The sequence below is a fragment of the Pseudomonas sp. Irchel 3F3 genome (assembly GCF_900187545.1).
In the GTDB taxonomy this organism is placed as follows: Bacteria; Pseudomonadota; Gammaproteobacteria; order Pseudomonadales; family Pseudomonadaceae; genus Aquipseudomonas; species Aquipseudomonas fortuita.
On the sequence record NZ_FYDS01000005.1, the window covers coordinates 1 to 15,842 of the forward strand.

15 protein-coding genes are annotated in these 15,842 nt (G+C 62.4%); 6 read left to right on the forward strand and 9 right to left on the reverse strand.

The annotated features are described in order from the left end of the window. Positions 1-439 precede the first annotated feature (439 nt). From CKW35_RS11300 to CKW35_RS11310, 4 genes are read left to right on the forward strand one after another with little or no spacing between them, the layout of a single operon-like run. Positions 440-1,336: a formate/nitrite transporter family protein gene (locus tag CKW35_RS11300; protein WP_016488707.1), complete on the forward strand. Its 897-nt coding sequence runs from the start codon at positions 440-442 to the stop codon at positions 1,334-1,336. Next, complete coding sequence (locus tag CKW35_RS27865; protein ID WP_143499775.1) at positions 1,333-1,542, forward strand: hypothetical protein; 210 nt, start codon at positions 1,333-1,335, stop codon at positions 1,540-1,542. Before CKW35_RS11300 ends, CKW35_RS27865 begins: the two co-directional genes overlap by 4 nt. A 7-nt stretch (positions 1,543-1,549) precedes the next feature. Then, positions 1,550-2,623, forward strand: coding sequence for a diguanylate cyclase (locus CKW35_RS11305; protein ID WP_024717439.1), 1,074 nt, complete (start codon positions 1,550-1,552; stop codon positions 2,621-2,623). A gap of 51 nt (positions 2,624-2,674) precedes the next feature. Further along, a complete protein-coding gene (locus CKW35_RS11310) occupies positions 2,675-5,260 on the forward strand; it encodes an EAL domain-containing protein (RefSeq protein WP_016488709.1) in 2,586 nt (861 codons plus the stop codon). A 34-nt stretch (positions 5,261-5,294) separates the two neighbouring features. Here CKW35_RS11310 and CKW35_RS11315 read toward each other — a convergent pair whose 3' ends face one another. Both CKW35_RS11315 and CKW35_RS11320 read right to left on the reverse strand, forming a co-directional pair. Continuing rightward, positions 5,295-5,618, reverse strand: a complete 324-nt coding sequence (locus CKW35_RS11315) for a DUF2025 family protein (RefSeq protein ID WP_016488710.1) — start codon at positions 5,616-5,618, stop codon at positions 5,295-5,297. Between the two features lie 159 nt (positions 5,619-5,777). After that, on the reverse strand, positions 5,778-6,695 hold the full coding sequence (locus CKW35_RS11320; RefSeq protein ID WP_016488711.1) for a LysR family transcriptional regulator: 918 nt from the start codon (positions 6,693-6,695) through the stop codon (positions 5,778-5,780). 111 nt (positions 6,696-6,806) lie between these two features. On the opposite strand from CKW35_RS11320, the gene CKW35_RS11325 reads away from it, so the two are divergent. Further along, positions 6,807-7,565 (forward strand): SDR family NAD(P)-dependent oxidoreductase, encoded by a 759-nt coding sequence (locus tag CKW35_RS11325; protein ID WP_024717440.1) that lies wholly within the window; start codon positions 6,807-6,809, stop codon positions 7,563-7,565. 145 nt (positions 7,566-7,710) lie between these two features. Here the strand turns inward: CKW35_RS11325 and CKW35_RS11335 are convergent, their stop codons facing one another. From CKW35_RS11335 to CKW35_RS11360, 7 genes are all read right to left on the reverse strand, one after another. Next, positions 7,711-8,580, reverse strand: coding sequence for an HlyD family secretion protein (locus CKW35_RS11335; protein WP_095115954.1), 870 nt, complete (start codon positions 8,578-8,580; stop codon positions 7,711-7,713). Between the two features lie 12 nt (positions 8,581-8,592). After that, on the reverse strand, positions 8,593-8,799 hold the full coding sequence (locus CKW35_RS11340) for a DUF1656 domain-containing protein (protein ID WP_016488714.1): 207 nt from the start codon (positions 8,797-8,799) through the stop codon (positions 8,593-8,595). Next, positions 8,786-10,774, reverse strand: a complete 1,989-nt coding sequence (locus CKW35_RS11345) for an FUSC family protein (RefSeq protein WP_095115956.1) — start codon at positions 10,772-10,774, stop codon at positions 8,786-8,788. Before CKW35_RS11345 ends, CKW35_RS11340 begins: the two co-directional genes overlap by 14 nt. A 215-nt stretch (positions 10,775-10,989) precedes the next feature. Beyond that, positions 10,990-11,106, reverse strand: coding sequence for a cytochrome c oxidase subunit CcoM (gene ccoM, locus CKW35_RS28760; RefSeq protein ID WP_016488716.1), 117 nt, complete (start codon positions 11,104-11,106; stop codon positions 10,990-10,992). Positions 11,107-11,241: 135 nt separating this feature from the next. Further along, positions 11,242-11,403, reverse strand: a complete 162-nt coding sequence (locus CKW35_RS28380; protein ID WP_003254864.1) for a hypothetical protein — start codon at positions 11,401-11,403, stop codon at positions 11,242-11,244. 67 nt (positions 11,404-11,470) lie between these two features. Next, complete coding sequence (locus CKW35_RS11355) at positions 11,471-11,800, reverse strand: hypothetical protein (RefSeq protein ID WP_016488718.1); 330 nt, start codon at positions 11,798-11,800, stop codon at positions 11,471-11,473. 62 nt (positions 11,801-11,862) lie between these two features. Continuing rightward, on the reverse strand, positions 11,863-12,558 hold the full coding sequence (locus CKW35_RS11360; RefSeq protein ID WP_016488719.1) for a M949_RS01915 family surface polysaccharide biosynthesis protein: 696 nt from the start codon (positions 12,556-12,558) through the stop codon (positions 11,863-11,865). 162 nt (positions 12,559-12,720) lie between these two features. On the opposite strand from CKW35_RS11360, the gene rapA reads away from it, so the two are divergent. Beyond that, positions 12,721-15,567 carry an RNA polymerase-associated protein RapA gene (rapA, locus tag CKW35_RS11365; protein WP_016488720.1) on the forward strand — a complete coding sequence of 949 codons (2,847 nt, stop codon included), beginning with the start codon at positions 12,721-12,723 and terminating at the stop codon, positions 15,565-15,567. Positions 15,568-15,842: the final 275 nt, after the last annotated feature.

Below are 15,842 nucleotides of genomic sequence, written 5' to 3' on the forward strand. Positions count from 1 at the left end.
AGAAACCCTAAACTTGGCTCAGCAATTTCAAATGACTATGTGATTTCTCGCATGGTCACTTGTGATGCTGATAATCTTTTTGACTATCAGCCCATACTCACAAGCACCCACACGAATTGCTTGATTCGATTTGTTAAAGAGCGTTTGGTTAAGAACTTTTCGTCTCAACCGAGGCGCGCATTCTACGCTTTCCTCAGAGTCTGTCAAGCGTTTATTTTGAAGTTTTTTACATCCACTTTCTTTCGAAAGCTAACAACTTCAAACACTTACCGCTTGCCTCGAAGCGTTTGTCGCTGCGAGGAGGCGAATAATACGCGCTTTGAAATTAGAGTCAACACCTTGATCTAAAAAACTTTCCAAGCGTGTTTAGTACCCACCTCGCAACTAATGAAAGCGCAGCGGATCTGTAATGAATCCCCCCCCACGGAGCGTAGTGGCCATGAGCGATGCGCAAAACGAGAAAACCCCGGGCTTGTCTGCAGATGAAGAGCAGGAAGTCAGCCACAACCAGCCGCCGCGGGCGGCAGTGCTGCACGAGATCATCCGCTACCAGGGCGACCAGGAGCTGGAGCGTACGCTCGCCGCGCTGTGGTGGTCGGCGCTGGCCGCCGGCTTGTCCATGGGGCTGTCGATGATGGCCATGGGGCTGTTTTACGCCCGCCTGCCGGACGGTGACAGTGCGCAGGTGATTGCCAGCATCGGCTACAGCGCCGGTTTTCTCGCTGTTATCCTGGCACGCCAGCAACTGTTTACCGAAAACACCCTCACCGCCGTGCTGCCAGTGATGACCTCCCCGACCCTGGCCAACTTCGGCCGCCTGTTGCGCCTGTGGGGCGTGGTGTTGCTCGGCAACCTGGCCGGTACCCTACTGGTTGCCTGGGTGATGCTGGAGCTGCCGATCTTTGACAGCAAGACGGATGTGGCCTTCCTCGAGATCGGCCGCAAGGTCATGAAGAACGACATCAGCCAGATGTTTGCCAAAGGCATCGTCTCGGGCTGGATGATCGCCACCATGGTCTGGATGATTCCATCCATGGAGCACGCCAAGATCTGGATCATCCTGCTGATCACCTACCTGATGGCCCTTGGCGACTTCACCCATATAGTAGTGGGTTCAGTCGAGGTGTCTTATCTGGTCTGGGCCGGCGACGAGACCTGGCGCAGTTTCTTGCTGCAATTCGCCTTGCCTACCCTGGCCGGCAATATTATTGGTGGCAGCTTGATCTTCGGCCTGATCAGCCATGCTCAGGTACGCAGTGACAGCGGCAAGCCGCCCTCGCAATTATTGAAAGACCACGAAGCCAGGCCAGCGCGCAGCAGGGACGACAAGCATTGAAGCTTGGCGTGCCGCTGCCGGACCCGCAGAATCTGCGCCGGCAGCATGTGCCTGCAATACCCCAAGCAACAGAAAAGCCTTCGTGCTACCTGCCGGGGATCGGATCTACCGTGAATTGGCTTGCAAGGTCATTTTTCGCCGATGAAACAGTGTTCAACAATATTCACGTGAGTTATGCGATAAAAGGTATACCGGCAGAAGAATGACAACATGATGGAAAACAGCAGCGGCAAAGGCCTTTCATTCGTCAAGCGCATCTACCTGCCGCGCATTATAGGCATGGGCATTGGCCTGCTCAGCGTCATGGCTGGCATGGCGCCGCTGGCGCCGCCTGCGTGGATATGGGGGCTGATGCTGGTCAACGGGCTGCTGTGGCCGCACGTGGCTTACTTTTGGGCCACCCGCTCGCCAGCCCCTTACCAGGCGGAACAGCGCAACTTGCTGCTTGATTCACTGATGGGCGGATTCTGGACCGCCGCCATGCACTTCAATCCCTTGCCGAGCGTGACCGTGCTATCGATGATGACCATGAACAACGTTGCTGCCGGGGGCAAGCGGCTGGTCGTGCGCGGGGCAATGGCCCAACTGGCCGGCATGCTTGTCGCCGTTCTGGTCCTCGGCCCCGGCCTGCAGCTGCATGCAACGCCCCTGCAAGTTTATGCTTGCCTCCCTATGCTGACGCTGTACCCGCTTGCCTTGGGCTGGGTGTGCTACCAGCTGGCGATCAAGCTGGCCGACCACAAACGCCGGCTGAGCGCGCTCAGCCTGACCGACAGCCTGACCGGCCTGCTCAACCATGGTGCCTGGAAAGACCTGCTGCTGCTGAAGTTCCAGGCCTGTAGACAACAACAGGGGCAGGCGGTCATAGCCCTGATCGACATCGACCATTTCAAGACTATCAACGACACCTTCGGCCACGTGGTCGGCGATTGTGTACTGCGTCAGCTCAGTGCCGAACTACGGCGAAATTTGCGCGAGGGCGACCAGGCCGGGCGGTACGGCGGAGACGAGTTTTGCGTGATCCTGCCGGACACAAGCCAAGCCCAGGCCTGCCAAGCCATGGAGCGCCTGCGCGAACGGGTCGCCAACTACCGTAATCCGCAGTTGCCGCACCTGCGCATCAGCCTCAGCATCGGCCTGTCAGCATTCCAGGCTGGCCTGCAATCACCGGAACACTGGCTGGAACAGGCGGACAAGGCACTGTACACCGCCAAGCACGCAGGCCGTGACCAAGTCAATTTTGCCCGCAGCGAGGCTGCCACGCTCAGGCTGGCCTATCCTGATTGAACCCCCTGCCTGACTGCCCGGCGGGAGGCTGCTTGAAGGAGCTGCTCGCGCATGGCCAGGACCGCCAACCTTCCACCCGCAAGCCCTACGCCGCGCTTTCAGGTGCGCCACCTGATTGCCGGTTTCAGCACAGTGTACGGCCTGGCCTGCCTGGTCATCCTCGGCGCCTTGTTCAATATCGCGACCACGCTCGACAAGCAGGAGCGCCAGCGTAGCGCGTTCCATGCGACGCAGGCGCTGGAACAGCGTCTGCTGGCCTCACGCCAGTTTCTGTCCAGCTACGCCGTATGGGATGCGGCCTTCGAGCACCTGGCAGGCCACGCCGACTGGCATTGGGCCTACGAGGAGAAGAATGTAGGTGAATCGTTGTACAGCGCCAGCGGCTACGAAGGGGTGTTCGTGGTGGAAAACGACCGTACCACCTACGCCTTGTTCAAAGGCCAGCCCACCCAGGCAGGCGCCAACACCTATATAGACGCAACGCTCCAGCCGATCCTCGACCAGGCCCGTGCAGCCGCAATTCCCCGCGAGCAGATAACCCGTTTCGTGCTGTTCAATGGCTGGCCGGCGGTACTCAGTGCCGCAGCCATACGCCCGGACCGCGACGTCACCGACAGTGAGGTAAGCCAGGCACCCGTGATGCTGTTCGTCGACCAGTTGACCGAAGAAAAACTGGCACAACTGGGCAAAGGTGCTGGGCTGACCCGCATGCATGTGGAAAAGGAAGATATGCAGCAGCATGACCACCTGCGTATCGACCTGGGTGACACCGGCTATCACCTGTCCTGGAGCAGCCCGCTGCCGGGGCACCAATTGCTGTGGGCGGTAATGCCAGCCCTGTTGAGCGCGCTGCTGATACTTGGCCTGATCATGCTTTACCTGTTCCGCCTGACCTTGCGCAGCTCGCGGGCGATCGGCCTGACGCTTTCGCACTTGCAGCAGAGCAACCAGGCCCTGAAGGCTAGCGAACAGCGTTTTCGCGCAGTGGCCGAGTCGGCATCCGACTGGATCTGGGAAACTGACCGGCAACAGCGCCTGACGTACCTGTCACAGCGCTTTGCCGATGTTACCGGCTACGCGGTGGACGATTGGCTGGGGCACCCGCTCAACCAGTTGCTGGCCTGCGATACCACCCCGCTCTCACCCTGGCTGGACGCCCTGGCCAACGCAGACCCCGAGCAACTGGCCAACCTGCGCTGTACTTACCGCGACCAGAATGGCCAGAACCGCTACTGCAGGATTTCGGCCCGCGCCATCTGGCATGACGACACACCCATCGGTTTTCGTGGCACCGCCAGTGACATCACCGACGAAGTCGACGCCCACGCGCGCATCCAGCACCTGTCGCTGCACGACCCTCTCACTGGGCTGGCCAACCGCAACAAGCTCGCCAGGCACCTGGAGCAGGCCCTGCTGCGGGGCAATGACTCGCCGCCACTGTCACTGCTGTTGCTGGATCTGGACAACTTCAAGCCGATCAACGACTCCCTCGGCCATGCCGCCGGGGATGCCGTGCTGCAGGAAGTGGCGACGCGCCTGCGCGACACCACCCGCGATGGCGACCTGGTCGCACGCCTGGGCGGCGACGAGTTCATTCTGGTCCTCAGCGGCATGGACAACCGCAGCGAAGTCGACCGCTTCTGTGCACGCCTGATCGACCTGCTGCAGCACCCCATCACCTTCGACAGCCAACTGCTGCACGTCGGCGTCAGTATCGGCGTGGCACAGACCCGCACCCAGGGTTTCGATGCCGGCGAACTGATCCGCTGCGCCGACATCGCCCTGTACCAGGCCAAGGCCGATGGCAAGAATACCTGGCGCTACTTCGCCGCCGAAATGAACCAGCAGATCCAGTACCGTCGCCAGTTGGAAAACGACTTGCGCCGGGCATTGCGCAACCAGGAGTTCGAGCTGCACTACCAGCCACGCTACCGCCTCAGCGACCGGCGCATCGTCGCGGTCGAAGCCTTGCTGCGCTGGCAACACCCACAGGAAGGGTTGCTGGGGCCGGATACCTTCATCCCGCTGGCCGAGCAAAGCGACATCATCGTCGCGCTGGGCCGCTGGGTACTGCGCGAAGCCTGCCGCACTGCCCACGACTGGCCCGCCGACATTCTGGTTTCGGTGAACCTGTCGCCTGCGCAGTTCCTGCGCAGCGACGTGGTCGCCGACGTACGCGAGGTCCTGCTGGACACCAGCTTCCCGGCCCAGCGCCTGGAACTGGAAATTACCGAAAACGTGATGCTCAACGACATCGAGGGCGCACTAGGCACCATGCTGTCACTCAAAGAGCTTGGCGTGCGCCTGAATATGGACGATTTCGGCACCGGCTACTCGTCGCTGGGTTATCTGCGTACCTACCCGTTCGACAGCATCAAGATCGACAAACGCTTCATCAAAGGCCTGAACAGCAGCGGCGGTAGAGACCGCGCCGTGGTCCAGGCCATCATCAACCTGGGTGAGGCGATGGGGTTGACGGTAACTGCCGAGGGCGTAGAGAGCGAACAGCAGCTCAAGGCACTGGAGAAAGACCGCTGCCATGAGGTGCAGGGCTTTTACATGAGCCGGCCGCTGGACAGTGCCGGGGTGGCGGCGTTGTTGCACCAGACATCCCATAGCACTGCAAAGCCCTTGTAGGAGCAGCCTTGTGCTGCTCCTACAAGGGCCGGGTTTATTGCTGCACGGTGCGTTCGGCCACGATCTCTGGCAGATCCCGGCGGCGCAGGTAGGCGCGCAGTGGCTCAGCAATGTTCAGGCGGTCATCCACATGCTGCTCCAGCAGCAGCGCCAGCCGCTCACGGCAAAGCGCCATGCGCTGCCCTTGCTCGGGACGCCAGACAAACTCGCTGCAGGGGGTAATGCTGTCGTCGGCCACGTCCATGCCGAACGAGTCCTCGGAAAACCGCACGATATGAACGCCGCGCTTGCCATGAAAACCGACAAAACCTTTGAGCTGGTCGGCGGCGTTGCAGATGTCCTGGGAAGTGATGGCCATGACGTAACCTCGCAATGAAATCGAAAGATACGCACGCCTGGCGGAATCGGTCGCCTCTACCGGGCAACTCGCAAACGGCAGCCTAACGCAAGTGGCAGGCCGTTCGCCAAGGGTTTTCGTGCTTACCCCGCACGCCTTTACCTGCGGCCGGCACCTGGCTCAATGTTCACTTGGTGCAGGGTCGACCTGCGACGCCAGCACCGCCGCCAGCCACTGCATGAACGCTTGAACCCGGCGCGGCACGTGCCGTTGCCGGGCGTACAGCAGTGACACCGGCATGGCCGGGGCCTGGCAGTCTTCCAGTAGCGAAACCAGCTCGCCTCGCTGCAAATGCTCGGCCACACCCACCGCCGGTACCTGGATCAACCCCAGCCCGGCCAGGCAGGCCGCCGAGTACGCCTCGGCGTTGTTGACCGTAACCACACCAGCCATGGCCTGGTATTGCAGCTCACCACCTTGCAGGTATTCGAAACCGGCACTACGCGCCCCCAAGGTACGCACGTAGTGCACCAGTTGGTGCCCCGCCAGTTCCTGCGGCGTCTGCGGCACGCCGTAGCGGGCCAGGTAGGCGGGGCTCGCACAGTTGCGCATGCTCAGTTGCCCGACCGGCCGCGCCACCACATCCAGATCATGCAGGGCACCTATGCGCATCACGCAGTCAAACCCCTCGCGCAGCAAATCAACCTGGCGGTCAGTGCAACTGAGCTCCACCTCCAGCCGCGGAAAGCGCTGCAGAAACTGCGGCAACGCCGGGATGATGACCCGCCGCGCCATCATGGTCGGCAGGTCGATGCGCAGGCGCCCGGCCAGCTCGGCATCGTCGGCGCTGAACAGGCTCTCGATCTCATCCATGCCTGACAGCAGGTCCTTGCTACGCTCGTACAGCAAGGCGCCATCCTGGGTCGCCTGCACCCTGCGGGTAGTACGGTTGAACAGCTGCGTACCCAGCAAGCGCTCCAGTGCCTTTACCTGCTCTGACACGGTCGAGCGTGGCAGCCTCAGGCTCTCGGCAGCCAGGGTGAAGCTGCTGACCTCACTCACCCGCACGAAGGTGCGCAACAACTCCAGCTTGTTCATTTGGGCCTCGGCTATCCGGTTCTGTCGAACAGTATTTCCATTTTTACCGGATTTAACAGCCTCGAGCCGACCAATAAGCTGACCACATCTACCCAGCCTGAGGCTTTGAACATGACGCGCAAAATTGCCCTGATCACTGGCGCCAGCCGCGGCCTTGGCCGTAACGCTGCCGAACACCTGGCCGCACGCGGTATCGATGTAATTGGCACTTACCACAGCAAGGCGGACGAAGCCCAGGCCGTAGTTGCCCGACTGGAGCAGGCCGGGGCGAAAGCGGCCATGCTGCAACTCGACGTCAGCGACAGCAGCAGTTTTGCCAGCTTCGCCGAGCGCCTTGGCAGCACCCTGCAGCAGCACTTTGGCCGCGAGCGTTTTGACTTTCTGGTGAACAATGCCGGGATCGGGCTGAATGTGCCGTACGTCGAAACCAGCGAGGCGCAGTTCGACCAGTTGCTGAATATTCAGCTGAAAGGACCCTTTTTCCTCACCCAGCGCCTGCTGCCCCTGTTGGTCGACAATGGCCGTATCGTCAACATTTCTACCGGCCTGGCGCGCTTTGCGCTGCCGGGGTATGCCGCCTATGCCGCGATGAAGGGCGCAATGGAGGTGCTGACCCGCTACCAGGCCAAGGAACTGGGCGCGCGTGGCATTCGCGTGAACATTCTGGCGCCGGGGGCGATCGAGACCGATTTCGGCGGCGGCGTGGTGCGGGATAACCAGCAGGTGAATGAGTACATTGCCGGCAATACGGCGCTGGGCCGCGTGGGCTTGCCGGATGACATCGGGGCAGCGATTGCGCTGTTGCTGGAAGACGGCAATGGCTGGATTACCGGGCAACGGCTGGAAGTGTCGGGCGGCATGTTCCTATGAGCCTCACGGCACGCTAGGCGATGCGCCGTACCTGTAGGAGCAGCCTTGCGCTGCGAAGAGGCCGGCATGGCCAACACAACTACATTGCCGGTACTGGCCTCTTCGCAGCACCAGGCTGCTCCTACAGGTTAACAAGGCAGCACCATCACTGCTCGCCCCGGTCCTCATGCACCTGCACGCTCGCGGTCATGCCTGCACTCAGCGTCACCCCTTCCGGTACCTGGTCCAGGCGAATCCTTACGGGTATGCGCTGGGCCAACCGCACCCAGTTGAAAGTAGGCTCCACCTCCGGCAGCAACTGGCTGTCGGGGTTACTGTTGCGGTCGGTGATGCCGCGGCTGATGCTTTCCACATGCCCTTGCATGGGTTCGCCGGCGCCCATCAGCCAGACTTTCACCGTGTCTCCCACACGAATACGCGGCAGCTTGGTTTCTTCGAAATAGGCCTGGATATAAAAGGTTGAATCGTCCACCAGGGCCATGACCGATTCCCCGGTGTTCACGTAGTTGCCCTCGGCCAGACGCAGGTTGGTGATATGCCCGCTGCGCGGCGCGCGCACTTCACTGCGCGCCAGGTTGATCTTGGCAACCTGCAACTGCGCTTCGGCCTCATGCAGTTCACCGCGCGCGATAGCAGCATTGATCTGGGCGTTTTCACGCAACTCGGCACTGATCGCCTCTGGCCCCAGGGCGGCGCGCCGGGCGGCCTCACGCTCGCGCAAGCGCAGTTGCTGGGCGCGGGTCTCAGTCACCGCACGTGCCTGGTCGAAGGCAGCCTGAAAGCGCTCGCGGTCGATGTTCATCAACAGGTCACCCGCCTTGACCTGCTGGTTGTCATGGACTTTGAGCTCACGTACCCACCCGGACACGTCAGGGGCAATCACCACCACATCGGCACGCACACGGGCATCGCGGGTCCAGGGCGTAAGCATGTAGTACTGCCACAGCTGGTAGCCGGCCAACACGGCCAAAGCCACCACACACAGCGTCACCAGGGTACGTACGGCCGCACGCATTGAAACACTCCTTTATAAAGCTCCCAGCAGCCTCACCACCAGGAACAACACACAAACGAACAGCGCTGCGTCGAACAACGCTTCATGCCAGATCCAGCGCCCCAACGGCGTCGCCTGCACCACCAGGCGCAGCACGCCGGTGAGCAGCAGGGCCAGCAACACATAAAGCAGAAACGGGCTGAGCAGCACGCCGCCCACTTCCCATTCATGCAACCCCATAGGTGTCCTCCTGCCAGCGGCACCATTTGCCCCAGCTTTTCTGCAATTGCAGCACCGCACCTTCGGCCAGCCGCAGCGGGTCACTGGCAGGCAGCCGGCGCAAGGCGGCTATGAATTGTTCACTGGCAGCGTCCAGGCGATGCCCGCGCCCGGCGCCCGGCCCTTTGGCCAGTACCGCCTCTACCTGCTGCAAATACTCGCGCTCGGCGCGCCCCAAGGGGGCTTGGGCGACCGCCAGGCACATACGCAGATGCACCAGTTCATCACCGATATCCAACCCATGCAGGCCGTCATCCCAGCGCTTGCGCTCGCTTTCGGGCAGCTCGCCAGCCTGCCGGGCCAGTTGCATCAGGCGGTCGGCCATGCGCCCGCCAAACCAGCTGTCGGCACCGCGCAGGTCGCGCCGGGTCAGGCGCACCAGGTCGCTCTGGGTGGCTGCCCGCAGGCGCCGGCCCAGCCAGGCCGGGTGGCGGAACACCAGCAAACGGAAGGCCATTACCGCTGCCGACACCCCTACCAGCATCGCCAGCGCACTGTTTAGCATGGTCGCCACACCAAACTGCATGACGTTGAGCGGGGACACCAGCACAATGAAGTGCAGGCAATAAGACGTTGCAGTGGCCCCGGTACGTGGGTGGGCCATGCCCAATGCGCCGAGAAACAACGGCACGCCCATGCCCAGGCAAAGCATGGCAAAGCTGCTCCATTGCGGCAGCAGGATCTGCCCGACCAGAAACGCCGCGGGTATCGCCAGGAAGATGCCGCGCAGGAAGCTCAGGCCAATCTGCGCGCCGTTCTCGCGGCTGGCGAACAGGCTGCAGACCACGCAGGTCAACACCAGGCCACCCGGCGCCGAAGGCCACGCCGTCGCCAGCCAGAAGCCGCTCATCACCAGAAAGGCCAGTGCGCTGCGTGAACCGAACAGCAATGCCAGGGACCAGTCGCGGTGCACGGCCAGGCCCTGCGACACATCCTTGGGCGCCCTGCCCGCCTCCACATCCTCCAGCGCCTGGCTGGCGGCCATGGCGTAATCCAGCAACAAGGCCATGCGCGCCAGGCAGAAGTGCTCCGCCGAACTGATCTGGTCATCATGGGCCGCATCCCAGATGCGCTGGCGCAGCAGTAACAGGCTGGGCCGGTCGGGCTCGAGCAGCAGCGCGCGCACCTCGTCCAGCCAGTGTGCCAGGTGCGCTGCCTCACGCTCATCCAGATGCTGCCACTGCCGCCGCACCGAGCGCGAGATCCGCAACAGCACCATCAGCTTCTGGCTCAGGCCACGGATCGCGCGGGCTCGCTGGCGACCGCGATTGCCTTCGAACCAGGCATGTTCACGCTGGCTGTCGATAGCAACGATACGCCCCAGGCTCTCCAGCAAGCCTTTGCGTGCCTCGTCTGCCCCGCCAAGCATGGCGCTGGCAGCCTGCAGGCCGTTCTGCCATGCCTGTCGGGCCTGCCCGGCCAATTGCTGCTCCACCCGCATTGGCCAGAGCAACGCACTGCTTGCAGTGGCGCAGAAAATGCCCAGGCAGATCTCGGTACAGCGCGCCACAGCCTGGTCAAAGACCTGCAGCGGGTGGTCGATGGCCGGCAAGGCAATAATCGCGGCAGTGTAGCCAGCCAGCACGAAGGCATAGGCCCAGGCGCTGCGCAGTTGGGTCGAGGCCGCAGTGCACAAGGCCAGCCACAGGGCGAGGGTAAACAGGAACAGCCCAGGGGTCTGGGCGAACAGGCCGATGAACACCACGGACATGACGGTACCGACCAAGGTGCCGGCCAACCGCGCCAGGCCTTTCTGCACCACCATCCCTGACAGCGGCTGGGCGACGATGAAGGCGGTCATCAGTGCCCAGGACGGTTGCTCCAGGCCCCAGCGCATTGCCAGCCACAACGCCAGACCGCCACCGAGCAGGGTCTTGACGGCGAATTTGAGGGCGAGGCTGCTGGGGGCGAACAGGGCCTGAAAGGTGATGGGCACTAGGCGGACCTTGCGAGGGATGGTCGTACTGAAAAGATAGACAATGGTGAGCAGGATAAAGCTCAAACGATTAATTAGCTAGCTAATCATCTTTATTGGGACATTGGTAAGCCTGTGCTGCGAAAGAGCCGGCACCGGCAACACTTAAATCGCAGGCAAAAAAATGGGCGACCGAAGTCGCCCTAAATGCCTTGCGTGCTCGTGTACCGGGAAGGTCAGCGCGGCTTGCGCTTTTTCGAGTCCTTCCAGATGAAAATGCCCAGACCGGCAAAGAAGGCCACCATCAACCCGACCGTTACCACACCGGCGATAACCACGTTGTCGAAGAACATGCGGGCCTCCCCATTCGTTTGCCGTTGTCCGATGGGTGCACGTTAACCAATGTGGGGATGGAGAAAATTGACCAGGGTCAATGGTGCCCGGGGCCGGGCACGCGAGGCGGGTGCAGGGTTGACCTGCGTCAAGTTTCAGCGCTTCTTCGGTTTGCCCTTGGGCTTCTTTTTCTTGCTGGTGCTCAACGGCAGAGCCTGCTCGAACGCGTTGCGCATTTCGTTCAGGCGCTTTTCCTTGAGGTCGTGGACACGCTTGGCGCGTTCGGCATCAAAATCGATGAGGTTGTCTTGGCTCATGGGTGGGCTCGGCGATCAACTGAGGCTTGCATGATGAAGCCAGGCGCAGGCGCTGACCAGCCCCGCGTCAGACTTCGATGTCCACCAGCAGCCCCTGGCGCACGTGCTCGTCCATCAGTGGCGCGACCGGCACGGTGTTGTCGGCATTGACCTCGTCACCTGGCAGGGCACTGTAGCGGTCCTGGCCGCCCTGCTTGCCACGTTGCTGCTGGCGACGCTGCTCATCGCGCAGCAACAACGCCTGCGCCTGCGGGTCGCGCTGTTGCTTGAGATCGATGGCACTTTCGCCGGACGCAGGCTGCGTCGGTACCACCGGCTTGATGTCCGGGGTCGGCTTGACCGGGTCCTGTTGCGAGGTCACCGGGGCGGCACTGAGCGGAATGATTGGCGGCAGCATGGACGTTCTCCTATGCCCCTGTATCGGCAGGCGCGAGTTTACCTTGATGTCATGGACAACAATTACTCGGCTTCGTCGTCAAGGTCGTCGTCGCCTGGCGGGCCGGCTTCGCTCCACGGCCGCTTGTAAACCTGCTGCCAGACGGCATCCATGTGATCGCGAAGCACCTGTGGCGCGGTTTTGAGCGAGGCACTGTCATTGCGCTCACCGCCAATCGGCTCTTCACCCGCCGGGCTGATCAGCGACTGGCCAGTGATGGTGTAGCTGGCCTGCCCTTCACGCATTTCGATGGCGATGTCGTGCGGGTCGATGCCGCCACCACAGAAGGCATGGCTGGCCACCGTAACCTCGGCGATACCGTCCTTGTTCAGGTCGCCGACATCGCTGACGTCGGTATAGAAGTCCACGTCCAGGTCCAGGCCAGGGCAAGTGGTTTCCTGCTCGATCTGCCAGCGTGCCTTGAATGCATCGCTTTCGGCAGTACGCCCGTACAAGGTGGCCTTGAGTACCACTTTGTCCACTTCCTGTTCGCTTTCCGGGTCGCTGGCCTGGCCATCGCTGCGGCTCAACACCAACAGGCCTTCACCGTCGCGGTCACGAAAATGCACGCTCTTGATCGGTGTCTGCACGCCGAGTACTTCAAGCTGTTCCATCGGGATGGCGGGCAAGGCCTCGAAGTTTTTCTGTTCGCAGGCGCTCAGCAGCAGCAAGCTGCCCACGGCCATGGAAGCGCTGATCCAGCGGTGGTTGGCAGGCATGTTGGTCCGGGGCCCTCGTCAGCTGCACGGTGCGAGGCGATGAAACGGCTAGACTGACTTACTTCCTGTTGTCGTTCGGCATCTTTCGGTGCGTTCGCACTTTGGTCTGACCGGCCGATCCGTTAACATAATCGGCTTTTTCATCGCGGGAGTTCAGGCAGTATGGCGCAGCAGTATCAACCGGGGCAACGCTGGATCAGCGACAGCGAAGCAGAGCTCGGCCTGGGTACCATCCTGGCGCAGGATGGCCGCCTGTTGACCGTGCTCTACCCGGCCACTGGCGACACGCGCCAGTATTCCCTGCGCAACGCGCCGCTGACCCGCGTGCGCTTCTCGCCAGGTGACCAGATCACCCACTTCGAGGGCTGGAAGCTGACCGTGCGCGAGGTCGATGACATCGACGGGCTGATGGTCTACCACGGTCTGGACGGGCAAAACCAGCCGCGTACCCTGCCAGAAACCCAGCTGTCGAACTTCATTCAGTTCCGCCTGGCCAGCGACCGGCTGTTCGCCGGCCAGATCGACCCACTGTCGTGGTTCAGCCTGCGCTACAACACCCTGCAGCACACCAGCAAGCAGATGCAGTCGGCGCTGTGGGGCCTGGGCGGCTGCCGCGCGCAACCGATCGCCCACCAGTTGCACATTGCTCGCGAAGTCGCCGACCGCAGCGCCCCGCGGGTATTGCTGGCCGACGAAGTGGGCCTGGGTAAAACCATCGAAGCCGGCCTGGTGATTCATCGCCAGCTGCTGTCAGGCCGCGCCAGCCGCGTGCTGATCCTGGTGCCGGAAAACTTGCAGCACCAGTGGCTGGTGGAAATGCGCCGCCGCTTCAACCTGCAGGTAGCCCTGTTCGATGCCGAGCGCTTTATCGAAAGCGACGCCAGCAACCCGTTCGAGGATGCCCAGCTTGCGCTGGTTGCACTGGAATGGCTGGTCGACGACGAAAAGGCCCAGGACGCACTGTTTGCTGCTGGCTGGGACCTGATGGTAGTCGACGAGGCCCACCACCTGGTCTGGCACGAAGATCAGGTCAGTGCCGAATACGGCCTGGTCGAGCAACTGGCCCAGGTGATCCCGGGCGTGCTGCTGCTCACCGCCACCCCCGAGCAACTTGGCCAGGACAGTCACTTCGCGCGCCTGCGCCTGCTCGACCCTAACCGTTTCCACGACCTGGCGGCCTTCCGCGCCGAGAGCGAGAATTACCGCCCAGTGGCTGAAGCCGTGCAGGAACTGCTCGACGAAGGCCGCCTGTCGCCCGAGGCCCACGCCACCATCCAGGGCTTCCTGGGTGCCGAAGGCGAAGCCCTGCTGGCGGCGGTCAGCGACGGCGACAGCCAGGCCAGCGCACGCCTGATCCGCGAACTGCTGGACCGCCACGGCACCGGTCGCGTCCTGTTCCGTAACACCCGTGCGGCGATCCAGGGCTTCCCTGAGCGCCAGCTGCACCCTTACCCGCTGGCCACACCTGAGCAATACCGCGACCTGCCTGCTGGCGAGCACGCCGAGCTGTACCCGGAAGTTGCCTTCCAGGCCCAGGGCGATGTGGCTGACGACGAGCGCTGGTGGCGTTTCGACCCACGCGTCGACTGGCTGATCGACACGCTGAAGATGCTCAAGCGCACCAAGGTATTGGTGATCTGCGCTCACGCCGAAACCGCCATGGACCTTGAAGACGCCCTGCGCGTGCGCTCCGGCATTCCGGCGTCGGTGTTCCATGAAGGCATGAACATCCTCGAACGCGATCGCGCCGCCGCCTACTTCGCCGACGAAGAGTTCGGTGCGCAAGTGCTTATCTGCTCGGAGATCGGCAGCGAAGGCCGCAACTTCCAGTTCGCCCACCACTTGGTGATGTTCGACCTGCCCGCGCACCCAGACCTGCTCGAACAGCGCATCGGCCGCCTTGACCGGATCGGCCAGAAGCACACCATCCAGCTGCACATCCCGTACCTGCAAGGCAGCCCGCAAGAGCGCCTGTTCCAGTGGTACCACGAGGGCCTTAACGCCTTCCTCAACACCTGCCCCACCGGCAACGCCCTTCAGCACCAGTTCGGCCCGCGCCTGCTGCCGTTGCTTGAAGGTGGCGAGAGCAAGGCCTGGGATACCCTGGTGGCCGACGCCCGCAGTGAGCGCGAGCGCCTGGAAGCCGAACTGCACACTGGCCGCGACCGCCTGCTGGAGCTCAACTCCGGCGGTGCCGGCGAAGGCCAGGCGCTGGTCGAGGCCATTCTCGAGCAGGACGACCAGTTTGCCCTGCCGATCTACATGGAAACCCTGTTCGACGCCTTCGGCATCGACAGCGAAGACCATTCCGAGAACGCACTGATCCTCAAGCCGAGCGAAAAGATGCTCGATGCCAGCTTCCCGCTGGGCGACGACGAAGGCGTGACCATCACCTACGACCGTGCCCAGGCGCTGTCGCGTGAGGACATGCAGTTCCTCACCTGGGAGCACCCGATGGTGCAGGGCGGCATGGACCTGGTGCTGTCCGGTTCGATGGGCAACACCGCCGTGGCACTGATCAAGAACAAGGCACTCAAGCCGGGCACCGTACTGCTCGAATTGCTGTTCGTCAGCGAGGTGGTGGCACCGCGCAGCCTGCAACTGGGCCGCTACCTGCCGCCGGCGGCACTGCGCTGCCTGCTCGACGCCAACGGCAACGACCTGGCCGCCCGCGTGGCCTTCGAAACCCTCAACGAGCAGCTCGAAAGCGTACCGCGCGCCAGCGCCAACAAGTTTGTCCAGGCCCAGCGTGACGTGCTGGCCAAGCGCATCAGTGGCGGTGAAGAGAAGATCATGCCCACTCACGTCGAGCGCGTAGCCGAAGCCCAGCGCCGCCTGGCGGCTGAGGCCGACGAAGAGCTGGCTCGCCTGGTGGCACTGCAAGCGGTCAACCCAAGCGTGCGCGACAGCGAGATCGACGCGCTGCGCAAGCAGCGCGAAGAGGGTCTGGCGATGCTGGACAAGGCTGCCTTGCGCCTGGAAGCCATTCGCGTACTGGTAGCGGGCTGATCTGACACGCCCGCTGGTGGCCTGACCACCATCTGTAGGCGCAGCCTTGTGCTGCGAAGAGGCCGTATGCCCCACAAGATTGTTGTGAGGCATGCGGCCTCTTCGCAGCACAAGGCTGCGCCTACACCTATATGTCCCTCTTTATGCCTGCTGGCGATTGGGTTGATAACCAAATCGTAGAAATCAAACTGCCATTATTCAGGAAGGCTTAAACACCTCTTCCTATACTGCCTCTGGACAGTCTGCACAGGGCTGTAGCGCAGACGAGTGAAAAC